General features: G+C 43.7%; 10 protein-coding genes and 2 pseudogenes. 10 read left to right on the top strand and 2 right to left on the bottom strand.

All coding sequences use genetic code 11. The features are described 5' to 3' along the window. Together PCY07_RS01100 and PCY07_RS01095 are read left to right on the top strand one after the other, a co-directional pair. The coding region (locus tag PCY07_RS01100; RefSeq protein ID WP_301356651.1) for an IS3 family transposase at positions 1-96 on the top strand (96 nt) is incomplete at its 5' end. Positions 97-128: 32 nt separating this feature from the next. After that, positions 129-404: pseudogene (locus PCY07_RS01095) on the top strand (helix-turn-helix domain-containing protein); the annotation flags it as partial. 331 nt (positions 405-735) lie between these two features. Here the strand turns inward: PCY07_RS01095 and PCY07_RS01090 are convergent. Further along, the gene (locus PCY07_RS01090; RefSeq protein ID WP_301356643.1) at positions 736-1,590 is read right to left on the bottom strand and encodes a putative RNA methyltransferase; all 855 of its coding nucleotides are present in this window, start codon (positions 1,588-1,590) and stop codon (positions 736-738) included. Positions 1,591-1,627: 37 nt separating this feature from the next. Here PCY07_RS01090 and PCY07_RS01085 point away from each other — a divergent pair. The 5 genes and pseudogenes from PCY07_RS01085 to PCY07_RS01065 form a co-directional block, all read left to right on the top strand. Beyond that, positions 1,628-1,771 (top strand): annotated as a pseudogene (locus tag PCY07_RS01085) (winged helix-turn-helix transcriptional regulator); the annotation flags it as partial. A 127-nt stretch (positions 1,772-1,898) separates the two neighbouring features. Then, complete coding sequence (locus tag PCY07_RS01080) at positions 1,899-2,765, top strand: ABC transporter ATP-binding protein (protein ID WP_301356645.1); 867 nt, start codon at positions 1,899-1,901, stop codon at positions 2,763-2,765. After that, on the top strand, positions 2,765-3,607 hold the full coding sequence (locus PCY07_RS01075) for an ABC transporter permease (RefSeq protein WP_301356646.1): 843 nt from the start codon (positions 2,765-2,767) through the stop codon (positions 3,605-3,607). Before PCY07_RS01080 ends, PCY07_RS01075 begins: the two co-directional genes overlap by 1 nt. An 18-nt stretch (positions 3,608-3,625) precedes the next feature. Continuing rightward, entirely contained in the window at positions 3,626-4,081 is a 456-nt protein-coding gene (locus PCY07_RS01070) for a LytTR family DNA-binding domain-containing protein (RefSeq protein WP_301356647.1), read from the top strand. Between the two features lie 9 nt (positions 4,082-4,090). Then, positions 4,091-4,504 (top strand): DUF3021 domain-containing protein, encoded by a 414-nt coding sequence (locus PCY07_RS01065; protein WP_301356648.1) that lies wholly within the window; start codon positions 4,091-4,093, stop codon positions 4,502-4,504. 62 nt (positions 4,505-4,566) lie between these two features. Here the strand turns inward: PCY07_RS01065 and tyrS are convergent, their stop codons facing one another. Then, positions 4,567-5,823 (bottom strand): tyrosine--tRNA ligase, encoded by a 1,257-nt coding sequence (tyrS, locus tag PCY07_RS01060; RefSeq protein ID WP_200772855.1) that lies wholly within the window; start codon positions 5,821-5,823, stop codon positions 4,567-4,569. A 182-nt stretch (positions 5,824-6,005) separates the two neighbouring features. On the opposite strand from tyrS, the gene pbp1b reads away from it, so the two are divergent. The 3 genes from pbp1b to rpoC all read left to right on the top strand — a co-directional run bounded on the left by pbp1b (position 6,006) and on the right by rpoC (position 16,228). Beyond that, a complete protein-coding gene (pbp1b, locus tag PCY07_RS01055) occupies positions 6,006-8,495 on the top strand; it encodes a penicillin-binding protein PBP1B (RefSeq protein ID WP_301356649.1) in 2,490 nt (829 codons plus the stop codon). 350 nt (positions 8,496-8,845) lie between these two features. Beyond that, positions 8,846-12,415 carry a DNA-directed RNA polymerase subunit beta gene (gene rpoB / locus PCY07_RS01050; protein ID WP_049498594.1) on the top strand — a complete coding sequence of 1,190 codons (3,570 nt, stop codon included), beginning with the start codon at positions 8,846-8,848 and terminating at the stop codon, positions 12,413-12,415. A gap of 159 nt (positions 12,416-12,574) precedes the next feature. After that, on the top strand, positions 12,575-16,228 hold the full coding sequence (rpoC, locus tag PCY07_RS01045) for a DNA-directed RNA polymerase subunit beta' (RefSeq protein WP_049498595.1): 3,654 nt from the start codon (positions 12,575-12,577) through the stop codon (positions 16,226-16,228). Positions 16,229-16,463 lie beyond the last annotated feature (235 nt).

The raw sequence follows: 16,463 nt of genomic DNA, 5'->3' as shown, positions 1-16,463 counted from the left end.
ATTGTGGAGTATATTGATTATTACAACAACAAACGCATTAAGGTAAAACTAAAAGGACTTAGTCCTGTGCAATACAGAACTAAATCCTTCACTTAAATTATTTGTCTAACTTTTTGGGGTCAGTACACAAGGACATCAGTCAGGCTCTCTTTATCAATCCAGTCTATTTAGGCCAATTGATTAAACGAGAAACCAATGCGACTTTCGCAGAACTCCTCAACAAACAGCGGATTAAGGCTGCCCAGCAGCTCCTCTTATCGACCAATGACAGCATTGAAGATATCTGCTATAAAGTCGGTTACAGTAATGTAGGCTATTTCTACAAGGTTTTCCGTAAACTCTGTGGAAAATCGCCTAAAACCTATCGCTTACAAGTCATGACAGAGCATGCAGAAGATGAGTAAAAGGCTGAGACGGTGGTCTCAGCCTTTTAATTGAAGATAAAGTCTTCTTAAAAACTTTCCTTAGGTGAGTACGGACGTTAGGTGAAATTATCCAGTGGATGATTTCAGCAATCCAGGAAGTTCCATGACTAATTATTGAACCTAAGGTTTCAATAATTCCGAGTACCTGAAACAAATGTGTTTCAGGTACTTTCCTCACGGCGGGAAGTTTCAGTAGATGATTAGATAATTCTAACGAATGAATTTTTTTAAGATTTTATTAGATTTGTAAAGATGTATCCTCCTAGAATCTAATGATTCTGCGTCGAATACCCTATTTTGACTTTATCCGCTACGTCCTTTGTATCTTGATTTTCCCAACCAGCAGCTCAGCTTCAATGGTGATTTCTGTGAGTTGATTCCAGTCGATCTTTTCTTGGTCTACGTGAAATAGAAGAGGGGTCATGGTGAGGAGCGCTTGGCGTTCTTCAGGAGTTAAACTCTTGGTGAGGCTGACCGTTTCGGATGAGAGGATCTGGCAGTGGTCTTCAAAGTGCTCCAAAATTTCCTGGTTGGAGTAGGATTGCTTGGTCAATTGATCTTGGGCCAACTGACGAATTTCTTTCAGATGAGAAGAGGTTGGGACGACCTTAATGATGACCCCTCCTGCCTTTAGGACACGCTCGAATTCAGCGTAATTAGCTGGGGAGAAGATGTCCAAAATGACCTCCATACTCTTAGATTGAATGGGTAAATGAGCCAAGTCTCCTACAAACCAATTGACCTTCCAGCTAGCGTCACTCTTGGCAGCTAGCTGCACAGATTCCTTGGAAAGATCAAATGCATAGAAAGTAGCTTCGGGATAGGTTTCTTGTAGTTTTCGGGAGTAATAGCCTTCTCCACATCCGATATCTAGAATCTTGGCATCACTGGTCGGAATTTTTTGTCCGATCGCTGTTAGAATCGGCTCATAAAAACCTGCTTCCAAGATCAGCTGGCGATTCTGGAAATTTTCTTTGTCATAGTCCTTCGATTGCTTGATCTGGGGAGCCAGATTGACATAGCCAAATTTCGCCAAATCAAAAGAATGGCTCTTGGGACATTTAAAACTGGTCTCCACAAGTTCTAGGTCTAGTTGGCAGATGGGACAGGCAAAAGCAGTGGCTGTTTGAAATCGTTGTAATTTTGGTTTGATCGGTGTATTCATATTAGTAGTGTAACAAAAGAGCCTCTAGATAGCAACCGATGTTTTAATGAGACTCCAATTGGTTGAGAAATATGATTTTGAGTCTATGCCACTCCATACAGAATATGAGCTGACAAAAAAAGGTAAGTCACTGATGCCGATTTTAAAGGACTTGAATCAATGGGGAAAAGAATGGTTGTAATAAATTTTTTCCTCATTTTAATCTCTTCTATCTCGCCACTCATCTCTTCATTTTAACCACTTAGCCCCAAAAGGCGTTTTTTAAATGGCTTTTTTGCTAGACTGGTTCTATCAAAAGGAGAGAGAACATGATATTACAAGCTAAAAACATCAGTAAACGATATGGAAATCATTTAGCCGTAAACAATATTCACTTACAGTTTGAAAAGGGAACGTTTAATGCGATTCTAGGACCAAATGGGGCGGGGAAATCAACGACGATTTCCATGTTGATTGGTTTGAAACAACCAACGCAAGGTGAAATCATCTATGAACCAGGTACTAAAATTGGTGTGGTCTTCCAGACTAGTGTCTTAGATGAGATGCTGACGGTTAGGGAAAATCTGACCATTCGTGCCAGACAGTACAAAGGCCTAAAACCCAATCGTGTATCTAGTCTCATTAATCGTCTAGGCCTATCAGCTTTCCAAAAGCAGAAATATGGGACGCTTTCAGGCGGCCAAAAGCGTCGGGTTGACATTGCGCGTGCCCTGCTCTCACAACCAGATATTCTTTTCTTAGACGAACCAACGACAGGTTTGGATATCCAAACCCGGAAGTCTATTTGGGATTTGCTCTATCAATTGCAGAGGGAAGAGGGAATGACTGTTGTTTTGACCACGCATTATCTTGACGAGGCAGATGAAGCTGATCAGATTTATATTGTGGACAATGGGAAAGTGATTGCTCAGGGATCAGCACTAGATATTAAGAGCCAGTATGCAAAAAACATCTTGAAGATTCGTTTCAAGGAGATGCAGCAGATAGAAAGTCCTAAAAATTCAGGAATGTCAGTAGAACAACAGGGACCATTAGAATATGTTTTTCAACCCGAGAGTGAAAGGGAAGCCATTGATTACCTGGCACAAGTTAGAAATAAAATAGCCCATTTTGAGTTTCGTCCAGGGACCATGGATGATGCCTTTATTGCACTTACAGGAAGGGAGGTCCGCTAATGCTAGCCTTACTAAAGCGAAATTTTTTATTGTATTTCAGGAATCGTTCAGGAGTTTTCTTCTCCCTGTTGGGAGCCTTGATTTCCTTTGTTCTCTATATTATTTTTCTTCAAAAAAATCTAACAGATGCTTGGGCTCAGCTCCCCAATAGTGGTCCTGTGTTAAATAATTGGTTAATGAGTGGGACGCTGGCTGTGACAGGGATTACGACAAGTCTGGCTGCCCTGACTCAGTTAGTAAAGGACCGTGAACATCAAGTAGATCAGGATCTTTATTTATCGGACCAAGGAAAGTGGCGGTTACCATTTTCGTATCTAACGAGCGCAATCATCATCTCTTTTTTCATGCAGGCCCTTATGTATGTGCTGATGTGTGGCTATTTTAGAGAAGTTCCAACCCTTTCTCTATTACCTGAGGTACTCCTCATCATGCTACTTAGTAGCCTGCTTTCTAGTTTAGTGAATGCCATTTTTGTTTATTTTTTCCATTCCGTAGACAGTCTTGGGAAGTTTTCGACCATAGTGGGTACAGCTTCTGGTTTTTTGGTAGGGACTTATGTACCTTTAGGTGTTCTACCTGATTTTGCACAACTACTAATGAAATGTACTCCAGCAACTTATATTGCATCACTTTATCGGCAAGTACTCATGAAAGAAGCAGTGAGCGAAACCTTTAAGGGGCGAGATGATCTTCTTCGAGAATTTCAAGAAAAAATGGGTGTTCAGCTCAAATGGCAAGCTTTATTGACAAAGGAACAAACATACCTTATAGTGTTAGGAGGCATTCTTCTAGCTTTGGGGATTTGGATTTCCTTAGCAAAAAGATCGAATAAAAGAAAGTAAGTGAGAATTGGAGTAGGAATGAAGATTCGTTTTGAGGAAAAACAGGATATTCCAGAAAACAACCCCTGTGTGGTCATTCAAGCCAAGCAATTATCTGATCAAGCACGAGAGGTGATGGACTATCTCGAACAGTTTTCGACAGTGAATCAAGTAGTGATCCCTATCAAAACAGATGATCATTTGATCATGGTGAAAATTGATGACATTATTTTAGCTGAGATTGATAAGAATCAGCTAACCATTTATACAACAGACAAAACGTTCACCATCAGAGATACTTTGACAAATTTTCAACATCGGATTAATCGTCGTAATTTTTTACAGATATCACGCCACGCGGTGATGAATATCGACCATTTGGAATCGCTATCGGATAGTTTTTCAGGCAATATGATGGCTAAACTGACACGCGGAGTAAAATCAAGTGTCAGTCGGAAATATGTCAAATCCTTGATGGATTATTTAGGGGTATAGGAGAAAGTGATGAAACGAGTTATAGCTTATTTTGTATCTGGTATGAGGACAGGTTCCTTCTTTTATTTGTGTTTGATGTTATTATCCCATCTCTATACCAACATCGTATATCCTGCCGTGAATGTCCGCAACATCCTAGTGATCTTTTTAATGAGTGGAACAATGGGAGTCTTGACGTTCATTCTTGAGGAAGAAGAGTTTTTGACCTATAGTTTGCGTGTGGTCTTGCATTTAGTTGTGACAGCCACCATCTTAGCATTGACCTACTTATTTTTTGGCTGGGGGGCAGCCTTACGGAGCCCGATTCCTTGGTTGATCTTTCTAGCCATTTACGGCCTGATCTGGCTTTACCAGATTTGGCAACTCCATAAAAAAACTCAACGAATCAACCAAGCTTTGTTGCATCGCAGAAAAGGGAAATAGTCCCAGAAAAAAGTGTATAAGAAAACCACGAAGTTCATACCAAACTCCGTGGTTTTACTTTCTTAATAAGTCAAAACAAAGTATTTTTTCTTACCGCGACGGATAACGGTCAATTCATTTTCTAATTTATCGCTATCGCTCAAGACATAGTCAAGGTCTTGGATGCGTTCGCCGTTGACGTAGATAGCTCCATTTTGAACATCTTCGCGGGCTTGGCGTTTAGAATTTACCACACCAGCTGTGACCAAGAGTTCGACAATGTTGAGGTTGTCTTCTGCTTGGACATGGTAGTTTGGCACACCACGAAGGCCTTGTTTGAGTTCTTTGACAGAAAGGTTTTTGATGTTTCCTGCAAAGAGTTGTTCTGTGATGTTAAGGGCTTCCTTGTAGGCTTCTTCGCCGTGGACAAGGGTGACCACTTCACGCGCCAAGATCTTTTGAGCCAAGCGTTCATGAGGAGCAGCCTCAAACTGTTTACGGATCTCTTCGATTTCGTCCAGTGACAAGAAAGTGAAGATCTTCAAGAAGCGCACAGCATCCGCATCCATCACATTCATCCAGAATTGGTACATTTCGTATGGAGATGTTTTGTCTGCATTGAGCCAGACCGCATTGCCTTCTGATTTACCGAATTTCTTGCCAGTTGCATCTGTGATCAAAGGCACAGTCATAACATGACCAGTTTTATCTGCTTTACGACGCATCAACTCAGTACCGGCTGTCATGTTTCCCCATTGGTCAGATCCACCGATTTGAAGGGTTACATTGTGCTCTTGGTTGAGGACGTAGAAGTCATAGCCTTGCATAATTTGGTAGGCAAACTCTGTGTAAGAAATCCCTGTCTCAATCCGTTTTTTAACAGATTCTTTACTCATCATAGCATTGACCGTAAAGTATTTCCCGACATCACGAAGGAAGTCAATAAAGCTAATGCTTCCGAACCAATCGTAGTTGTTGACCATTTCGGCTTTATTGTCCCCATTTTCAAAATCGAGGAAACGAGACAATTGTCCTTGAATGGAGCGAACCCATTCTTGTACAGTTTCTTTTGTTTGGAGACTACGTTCAGCATCTTTGAAGGACGGATCTCCAATGAGACCAGTCGCACCGCCAACGAGCGCATAAGGTTTGTGGCCTGCTAGTTGAAGACGACGGCTCGTCAAGATGGCAACCAAGTGGCCAAGGTGAAGGCTGTCAGCAGTTGGATCATAACCAGTATAATAAGAAACCTGACCTTCTTCCAGTGCTTTGCGCAAGGCTTCTTCATCCGTCGTTTGAAATACCAAACCACGCTCTTTTAGCTCATCAAAAATGTGCATGTGTCTTTTCTCCTTTATAAGTTTATTCATTTCTCTATTCTACCATAAACCACAGAAATGGCAATGCTTTCCATCATTTTCTTGACCTTATCCAAGAGGAGTGAGTGACGATTTCTACGCTCTTGTGATTGAAAACAAAGGGCCTAATCTGCTATAATATAGGGAACAAGGAGAAAGAATCAGTGAATCAATTAAAAGAGAAGTTGCAAGATTTTTGGAAGAAAGTCCAAAAATTCTTTGCAAATATGTATACAGAAACTCCAAATAAGGAAAAAAAAGAAGAGAGCAGTTGGTCTATTGGTGATATTTTTGCGACCTCTTTACGGACCCTCAAACTCTTGTGGGATGTCATGATTGCCCTTTCTATTTGCCTCTTTTTATTTGGTGCAGGGATCGGGATTGGTTATGCTGCGAGTCTCTTTAACAATGTTAAGGCTCCGAAGACAGAGGAATTGGTCCAGCAGGTGCGTAATGTTAGTAGCGTTTCAAAACTGACCTATTCTGATAAGAGTTTGATTTCAGAAGTAGACAGTGATTTGATCCGCACACCAGTAGCTGGAGATGCTATTTCAGACAATGTCAAAAAGGCTGTGATTGCTACTGAGGATGAGAATTTTGAAAGCCACAAGGGGGTTGTGCCCAAAGCCGTTCTTCGGGCGACGCTTGGATCTGTAGCCGGCGTTGGCTCCTCTAGTGGGGGATCGACCTTGACCCAGCAGTTGATCAAACAGCAAGTCGTCGGAGACGCTCCGACCTTTACTCGTAAGGCGACAGAAATTGTCGACGCCCTTGCCTTAGAGCGAGGGATGGATAAAAACGAAATCCTGACCACTTACTTAAATGTTTCACCTTTTGGACGAAACAATCGGGGACAAAACATTGCGGGTGTGGAAGCTGCGGCTCAAGGGATCTTTGGAGTCTCTGCGAAAGACCTGTCCGTTCCACAAGCGGCCTTTATCGCAGGGCTGCCACAAAGTCCGATTGTCTACTCCCCTTATGCTGCAGACGGTAGCCTAAAGAGTAAGGAAAATCTAGAGTTAGGTTTGGCGCGTGCCAAAGACGTCTTGTTCAATATGTACAGGACAGGAGTCTTATCGAAAAAAGACTACGAAACCTATGCTCAGTATGATTTGACCAAAGACTTCATCGCTTCGGATGGCATCGAGAAAACGCCACATGACTACCTCTATTTCCAAGCCATGAAAGAGGCGAAAGAGGCCATGTATGATTACTTGATCAAACGAGACAATGTGACCAAGCAAGACTTGAAAAATAATGAGACGGTTAAGTCTTATCAAAAATTAGCTGAAAGTGAGTTGCGTGAAGGTGGCTACACCATTCAAACAACCATTAACAAACCGGTTCACAATGCGATGCAGGCTGCAGTGGCGAATTTTGGAAACATCTTGGATGATGAAACGGGACTTGTAGAAGTTGGGAATGTCCTCATGGACAATCGAACCGGTGCGATTTTAGGTTTTATCGGTGGACGTAATTTTGACGGCAACCAAAACAACCATGCCTTTGATACTGAACGTTCACCAGGGTCTACTATCAAACCATTGTTGGCCTATGGGATTGCCATTGACCAAGGCTTGATGGGAAGCAATAGTATCCTTTCTAACTACCCAACTAATTTCTCAAGTGGCGAACCGATCATGCACGTAGATAACCGAGGAACGGCTATGATGGATCTTCGTGAGGCTCTCAATACTTCATGGAATATCCCAGCCTATTGGACCTACCGAACCCTACGTGAAAAAGGGGTGGATGTTCCCTCTTACATGAAGAAGATGGGCTATGATATCTCTGAATACGGAATTGAGAGTCTGCCGATGGGTGGGGGAATTGAGGTCACAGTTGCTCAACATACCAATGGTTACCAGACCATAGCCAATAATGGAAACTACCTCAAGCGTTATATGGTAGAGCAAATTATTGATCGGGATGGGGATGTGGTCTATAAGCATGAAGCAGATCCTGTTCGTGTCTACTCTCCAGCAACGGCAACGATTATGCAAGATCTCTTACGTGGAGTGCTCACATCTGGGGCAACCACAACCTTCAAATCACGTCTTAGTCAAGTCAATCCAACGCTTGCTGGTGCTGACTGGATTGGAAAAACTGGTACCACTAATTCAAATGGGGATATGTGGTTGATGTTGTCCACGCCAACTGTCTCTCTAGGAGGGTGGATTGGTCATGACAACAATGCCTCCATGCAGGCACTAACAGGATATAACAATAATGCTCAGTATATGGCGCAATTAGTGAATGCTATCTATCAAGCAGATCCGAGTCTTTTGGGTGTCCAAGACAAATTCACTTTCGACAAGAGTGTGATCCGTTCTGAAGTACTCAAATCGACTGGTGAAAAACCAGGCCGCGTCAATGTGAATGGTCGAGATGTCGATGTGAGTGGTCAAATGGTAACCAGCCTTTGGGCAAAAAATGGAGCTCCAACCACTCAGTATCATTTTGCGATTGGAGGTTCTGACAGCGATTATCAGAACGCTTGGGCGGCTATTCTAGGTAATGCTGGTGGCAATCAAAACACTAATAACCGAAATAATAATACAAATAGTAGTGAAACAAGCAGTAGTTCAAGTAGTAGCAATTCAAGCAATAATTCTACAAATCGAAACAGCTCAAATCGTGACAATCGGCGCTAGTCTTGTCTGGTAGAAAACCTAGTGAAAGTCTTGATTTTTGAAGGAAAAAACGATATAATAGTTACAACTAATTTGTCGTGTGCTTTATTTGAAATATTGTCCAAATAAGAGCTTACAGCAGTTAAATCTTACTTGAATAAGTCGATTTAGCTGCTCTTTTTGTGTCTATTTTTAGGGAAAATTATAGCTTGTTACAGAAACTTAATTTTTCTAAAAATTACAAAAATGACAAATAAGGGGAAGAGATAGCTCTTCACGTGATGCAAATCACACTAATGTAGTTAAAATCGGATAGGTGGTAGAAATAGTTTTACTAAGCTATCCTAGTATGGAAAAAGGAGTAAAAAACTTTGGCAGGACATGACGTTCAATACGGGAAACATCGGACCCGTCGTAGTTTTTCAAGAATCAAAGAGGTTCTTGATTTACCAAACTTGATTGAAATCCAGACAGACTCATTCAAAGATTTCTTGGATCATGGCTTGAAGGAAGTATTTGAAGATGTGCTTCCTATCTCAAACTTCACGGATACAATGGAATTGGAATTTGTGGGTTATGAAATCCGCGAACCCAAGTATTCGCTTGAAGAAGCGCGCATCCACGATGCCAGCTACTCAGCACCAATCTTTGTGACCTTCCGCTTGGTCAACAAAGAAACAGGTGAAATCAAGACCCAAGAAGTTTTCTTTGGTGATTTCCCAATCATGACTGAAATGGGAACTTTTATCATCAATGGTGGAGAACGGATTATCGTATCTCAGTTGGTCCGCTCACCAGGTGTCTACTTCAATGATAAGGTGGACAAGAATGGTAAGGTTGGTTATGGATCAACTGTTATCCCCAACCGTGGGGCTTGGTTAGAGCTTGAAACTGACTCAAAAGACATTGCATACACACGCATCGACCGCACACGTAAAATTCCATTTACAACTCTTGTGCGTGCCCTTGGATTCTCTGGAGATGATGAAATCATCGATATCTTTGGGGATAGCGAATTGGTTCGCAATACCATTGAAAAAGATATCCACAAAAACCCAATGGATTCACGGACAGATGAAGCTCTCAAAGAAATCTATGAGCGTCTTCGTCCAGGTGAACCAAAAACAGCAGAAAGCTCACGTAGCTTGTTGGTAGCTCGTTTCTTTGATCCACGTCGTTATGACTTGGCACCAGTTGGTCGCTACAAGATCAACAAGAAACTCAATATCAAGAACCGCTTGTTGAACCAAACGATCGCAGAACCATTGGTAGATGCTGAAACAGGGGAAATCCTTGTAGAAGCTGGTACTGTCATGACGCGCGATGTGATTGACAGCATCTCTGAACAATTGGATAACGGTTTGAACAAAATCACCTACATTCCAAATGATGCTGCTGTTTTGACAGAGCCAGTAGAATTGCAAAAATTCAAAGTTGTCGCTCCAACAGATCCAGACCGCGTTGTCACCATCATCGGAAATGCTAACCCATCTGACAAAGTACGGATTGTGACTCCAGCTGACATCTTGGCAGAAATGAGCTATTTCTTGAACCTTGCAGAAGGCCTTGGCCGTGTAGATGATATCGACCATCTTGGAAATCGTCGGATTCGTGCCGTTGGTGAATTGCTTGCCAACCAAGTGCGTCTTGGACTTTCACGGATGGAACGAAACGTCCGCGAACGGATGTCTGTACAAGATAACGACGTCTTGACACCACAACAAATCATCAACATCCGCCCAGTAACTGCAGCAATTAAAGAATTCTTTGGATCTTCACAGTTGTCACAGTTCATGGACCAACACAACCCGCTTTCTGAGTTGTCTCACAAACGTCGTTTGTCTGCCTTAGGGCCTGGTGGTTTGACACGTGACCGTGCTGGATATGAAGTCCGTGACGTGCACTATACCCACTATGGTCGTATGTGTCCAATCGAAACACCTGAAGGACCAAACATCGGTTTGATTAACAACTTGTCATCCTACGGACACTTGAACAAATATGGTTTCATCCAAACACCATATCGTAAAGTAGACCGTGAAAAAGGTGTGGTGACCAACGAAATCGTTTGGTTGACAGCCGATGAAGAAGATGAGTACATTGTCGCACAGGCTAACTCTAAGTTGAACGAAGAAGGTGGTTTTGCTGAGCCAATCGTTATGGGACGTCACCGTGGTAATAACCAAGAATTCCCATCTGATCAAGTCGACTACATGGACGTTTCTCCAAAACAAGTAGTTGCTGTTGCGACAGCATGTATTCCTTTCTTGGAAAACGATGACTCTAACCGTGCCCTCATGGGTGCCAACATGCAGCGTCAGGCTGTCCCATTGATCGATCCAAAAGCACCTTATGTGGGGACTGGTATGGAATACCAAGCAGCCCATGATTCAGGAGCTGCAGTGATTGCTCAATATGATGGTAAAGTCACTTATGCAGATGCGGACAAGGTAGAAGTTCGTCGTGAAGACGGTTCGCTTGATGTCTACCATATTCAAAAATTCCGTCGTTCAAACTCAGGTACTGCCTACAACCAACGGACCCTTGTAAAAGTTGGCGATGTCGTTGAAAAAGGCGACTTTATTGCTGACGGTCCATCGATGGAAAAAGGGGAAATGGCCCTTGGTCAAAACCCAATCGTCGCTTACATGACTTGGGAAGGGTATAACTTCGAGGATGCCGTTATCATGAGCGAACGCTTGGTGAAAGAAGATGTCTACACATCTGTTCACTTGGAAGAATTCGAATCAGAAACACGCGATACCAAGTTAGGCCCTGAAGAAATTACCCGTGAAATTCCAAACGTCGGGGAAGATGCTCTTCGTGACTTGGATGAAACAGGTATTATCCGTATTGGTGCGGAAGTAAAAGAAGGCGATATCCTTGTCGGTAAGGTAACACCGAAGGGTGAAAAAGACCTTTCTGCTGAAGAACGTCTCCTTCACGCGATCTTTGGAGATAAATCTCGTGAAGTGCGTGATACTTCTCTTCGTGTACCTCACGGTGGAGATGGAGTCGTTCGTGATGTTAAGATCTTTACACGTGCAAACGGAGATGAATTGCAATCTGGTGTGAACATGTTGGTTCGTGTTTACATCGCACAAAAACGCAAGATCCGCGTCGGAGATAAGATGGCCGGTCGTCACGGAAACAAAGGGGTTGTGTCTCGTATTGTTCCAGTTGAAGATATGCCTTACCTTCCAGACGGTACACCGGTTGATATCATGTTGAACCCTCTTGGGGTGCCATCACGTATGAATATCGGTCAGGTTATGGAACTTCACCTTGGTATGGCGGCTCGTAACTTGGGTATCCATATCGCAACACCAGTCTTTGACGGAGCAAGCTCAGAAGATCTCTGGGATACTGTGAAAGAAGCTGGTATGGATAGCGATGCCAAGACCATCCTTTACGATGGACGTACAGGTGAGCCGTTTGACAACCGTGTTTCTGTCGGTGTCATGTACATGATCAAGCTTCACCACATGGTTGATGATAAACTCCATGCCCGTTCAGTCGGACCATACTCAATGGTTACCCAACAACCACTCGGAGGGAAAGCTCAGTTTGGTGGACAACGTTTCGGGGAAATGGAAGTGTGGGCCCTTGAGGCTTATGGTGCATCAAATGTCCTTCAAGAAATCTTGACCTACAAGTCAGATGATGTCAACGGACGTTTGAAAGCTTATGAAGCGATTACCAAAGGTAAACCAATTCCAAAACCAGGTGTACCAGAATCCTTCCGCGTTCTTGTCAAAGAATTGCAATCTCTTGGTCTTGACATGCGTGTCTTGGACGAAGATGATCAAGAAGTGGAACTTCGTGACCTCGATGAAGGGGAAGACGATGATGTGATTCATGTGGATGACCTTGAAAAAGCACGTGAAAAAGCAGCCAAGGAAGCAAAAGCGGCCTTTGATGCTGAAGAATCAGAAAAATAATCAGTAAAAATGATTGTCCTGCGAGAAACCAATGTTTCTGACAGGATGATTCGATAACAAGATGCAGACACAAGGAGGTGGCAAGAAAGTTTCCTTTCTTCCCCCACCTAAGCTGTATCCAAATGAAACAAGTATGAAAACAAGGAAAGGTAAGAAATAGTGGTTGATGTAAATCGTTTTAAAAGTATGCAAATCACCCTAGCTTCTCCAAGCAAGGTCCGTTCATGGTCTTATGGAGAGGTCAAGAAACCTGAAACAATCAACTACCGTACATTGAAACCAGAACGTGAAGGTCTCTTTGATGAAGTCATCTTTGGACCTACAAAAGACTGGGAATGTGCGTGTGGGAAATACAAACGGATCCGTTACAAAGGGATCGTTTGTGACCGCTGTGGGGTTGAAGTAACACGTGCGAAAGTTCGTCGTGAACGCATGGGGCACATCGAGTTGAAAGCACCTGTATCACACATCTGGTACTTCAAAGGAATCCCTTCTCGTATGGGATTGACTTTGGATATGAGTCCTCGTGCCCTTGAAGAAGTCATTTACTTCGCAGCTTACGTGGTGATCGATCCAAAAGATACACCACTTGAGCACAAATCCATCATGACGGAACGTGAATACCGTGAACGCTTGCGTGAATACGGACCAGGTTCCTTTGTAGCTAAGATGGGTGCAGAAGCGATCCAAGACCTCTTGAAACAAGTGGATCTGGAAGCTGAAATTGCTCTCTTGAAAGAAGAATTGAAGACTGCAACTGGTCAAAAACGTGTGAAGGCTGTGCGTCGTTTGGATGTCTTGGATGCCTTCTACAAATCTGGCAACAAGCCAGAATGGATGGTCCTCAACATCCTTCCGGTTATTCCACCAGATCTTCGTCCGATGGTCCAATTGGATGGTGGCCGTTTTGCTGCCTCTGACTTGAACGACCTTTACCGTCGTGTGATCAACCGGAACAACCGTTTGGCGCGTTTGCTTGAGTTGAATGCCCCTGGTATCATCGTGCAAAACGAAAAACGGATGCTCCAAGAAGCTGTCGATGCTTTGATCGACAACGGTCGTCGTGGTCGTCCGATCACAGGACCAGGTAGCCGTCCACTGAAATCATTGAGCCACATGCTCAAAGGGAAACAAGGACGCTTCCGTCAAAACTTGCTCGGTAAACGGGTGGACTTCTCAGGACGGTCCGTTATCGCCGTTGGTCCAACTCTTAAGATGTACCAATGTGGTGTGCCACGTGAAATGGCCATCGAGCTCTTCAAACCATTCGTGATGCGTGAAATCGTTGCGCGTGATATCGTACAAAACGTTAAAGCTGCAAAACGATTGGTCGAACGTGGAGATGAACGCATCTGGGATATCTTGGAAGAAGTGATCAAAGAACACCCAGTTCTCTTGAACCGCGCACCGACCCTTCACCGTTTGGGGATCCAAGCCTTTGAGCCAGTCTTGATTGACGGGAAAGCTCTTCGCTTGCACCCACTTGTCTGTGAAGCCTACAATGCTGACTTTGACGGTGACCAAATGGCCATCCACGTACCACTTTCAGAAGAAGCCCAAGCAGAAGCTCGTATCTTGATGTTGGCTGCTGAGCACATCTTGAATCCGAAAGACGGGAAACCAGTCGTTACCCCATCTCAGGACATGGTTTTGGGGAACTACTACCTCACTATGGAAGAAGCTGGTCGTGAAGGGGAAGGCATGGTCTTCAAAGATCGTGATGAAGCAGTGATGGCCTTTCGTAATGGCTATGTTCATTTGCATACACGTGTCGGAATTTCGACCGATAGCTTGGACAAACCATGGACAGAAGCGCAACAACACAAGATTCTCTTGACAACTGTTGGTAAGATCCTCTTTAACGATATCATGCCTGCAGAGCTTCCATACCTTCAAGAGCCAAACAATACCAACTTGACAGAAGGCGTTCCAGCTAAGTACTTCTTGGAGCCTGGTCAAGATGTGAAAGCGGCGATTGAGAAATTGGAATTGAACGTTCCATTCAAGAAGAAAAATCTTGGAAATATCATTGCGGAAATCTTCAAACGCTTCCGTACAACCGAAACTTCTGCTTTCTTGGACCGCTTGAAAGACTTGGGTTACCATCATTCAACCCTTGCTGGTTTGACAGTGGGGATTGCCGATATTCCGGTCGTTGAAGATAAGGCAGAAATTATTGAAGAATCTCACAAACGTGTGGAACAAATCACCAAACAATTCCGTCGTGGTTTGATCACGGATGACGAACGCTACAATGCCGTTACAGCTGAATGGCGTGCAGCTCGTGAGAAATTGGAAAAACGCTTGGTGGATAACCAAGATCCGAAGAACCCAATCGTTATGATGATGGACTCTGGAGCCCGTGGTAACATCTCAAACTTCTCGCAACTTGCCGGTATGCGTGGTTTGATGGCCGCTCCAAACGGACGGATCATGGAATTGCCAATCCTGTCAAACTTCCGCGAAGGTTTGTCTGTATTGGAAATGTTCTTCTCAACTCACGGTGCCCGTAAAGGGATGACTGATACGGCCCTTAAGACAGCCGACTCAGGTTACTTGACTCGTCGTTTGGTTGACGTTGCCCAAGACGTCATTATCCGTGAAGATGACTGTGGAACAGACCGTGGACTTGTGATCCGTGCCATTACTGATGGTAAGGAAATGATCGAGCCATTGGAAGAACGCTTGACAGGTCGTTATACGAAGAAATCTGTTAAACACCCTGAAACAGGTGAAGTGATCGTTGGTCCAGATACTTTGATTTCAGAAGACTTAGCACGTGAAATTGTCAATGCTGGTGTTGAAGAAGTCACTATCCGCTCTGTCTTTACATGTAACACCCGCCATGGTGTCTGCCGTCACTGTTATGGTATCAACTTGGCGACTGGTGATGCGGTTGAAGTGGGTGAGGCAGTCGGAACCATCGCTGCCCAATCTATCGGGGAACCTGGTACACAGTTGACCATGCGTACCTTCCACACGGGTGGGGTTGCCTCAAATACCGATATCACTCAGGGTCTTCCTCGTGTCCAAGAAATCTTTGAAGCCCGCAATCCAAAAGGGGAAGCGGTCATCACTGAGGTCAAAGGGGAAGTCACAGCTATTGAAGAAGATGCTTCTACACGTACCAAGAAAGTCTTTGTTAGTGGAGCAACTGGTGAGGGTGAATATGTTGTCCCTTACACTGCTCGCATGAAAGTCGAAGTGGGAGATCAAGTTTCTCGTGGTGAGGCTCTTACAGAAGGATCTATCCAACCAAAACGTCTCCTTGCTGTACGTGATGTTTTGTCTGTTGAAACATACCTCCTTGCGGAAGTACAAAAAGTATACCGTAGCCAAGGGGTAGAAATTGGCGACAAACACATCGAGGTAATGGTTCGTCAAATGATTCGTAAAGTTCGTGTCATGGATCCAGGAGATACAGACCTTCTCATGGGTACTCTCATGGATATTACAGACTTTACAGATGCTAATAAGGATGTCCTTATCTCTGGTGGAGTTCCTGCGACTGCTCGTCCAGTTCTTATGGGAATCACGAAAGCCTCACTTGAAACCAATAGTTTCTTGTCAGCAGCTTCCTTCCAGGAAACAACTCGTGTTCTTACTGACGCGGCGATTCGCGGTAAGAAAGACCATCTCCTCGGACTCAAGGAAAATGTTATCATCGGTAAGATTATTCCTGCTGGTACAGGTATGGCTCGTTACCGTAACTTGGAACCACAAGCGATTAATGAAGTTGAAATCATCGAAGAAGTGCCATTAACAGATGGAACAGTCGATGAAGTTCAAACAGCTGAAGTCGTAGAAGAATAAGATCTTGTTGCCTCTAGTAGGGCGATGAAAGAAAAGCTAAAAGAGGCTGGGACAAAAGTCCTAGCCTCTCAATTGTTTTTGGATTGTCGAGCAAGACGCAGTGGTTGAGTGGGCTCTACTACGCTGATTTCATCAGCTTTTACAGTCCTACTCAACTGTGCGGAGGTGGGACGACGAAATCGAATTCTAACGAATTACCGATTTCTGTCCCACTCTCTTTTTATACGTAGAATAG

It is taken from the genome of Streptococcus sp. SP1, from assembly GCF_030440005.1.
Lineage (GTDB): Bacteria > Bacillota > Bacilli > Lactobacillales > Streptococcaceae > Streptococcus > Streptococcus parasanguinis.
The sequence above is the reverse complement of the archived record's forward strand: the minus strand, read 5'-3'. Positions and strand labels throughout refer to the sequence as shown.

What these genes read in the sequence shown, in the direction of transcription:
- PCY07_RS01090 (WP_301356643.1), bottom strand. Translation starts at nt 1,590, where the DNA reads ATGAATACACCGATCAAACCAAAATTACAACGATTTCAAACAGCCACT.
- PCY07_RS01080 (WP_301356645.1), top strand. Translation starts at nt 1,899, where the DNA reads ATGATATTACAAGCTAAAAACATCAGTAAACGATATGGAAATCATTTA.
- PCY07_RS01065 (WP_301356648.1), top strand. Translation starts at nt 4,091, where the DNA reads ATGAAACGAGTTATAGCTTATTTTGTATCTGGTATGAGGACAGGTTCC.
- PCY07_RS01070 (WP_301356647.1), top strand. Translation starts at nt 3,626, where the DNA reads ATGAAGATTCGTTTTGAGGAAAAACAGGATATTCCAGAAAACAACCCC.
- PCY07_RS01075 (WP_301356646.1), top strand. Translation starts at nt 2,765, where the DNA reads ATGCTAGCCTTACTAAAGCGAAATTTTTTATTGTATTTCAGGAATCGT.
- tyrS (WP_200772855.1), bottom strand. Translation starts at nt 5,823, where the DNA reads ATGCACATTTTTGATGAGCTAAAAGAGCGTGGTTTGGTATTTCAAACG.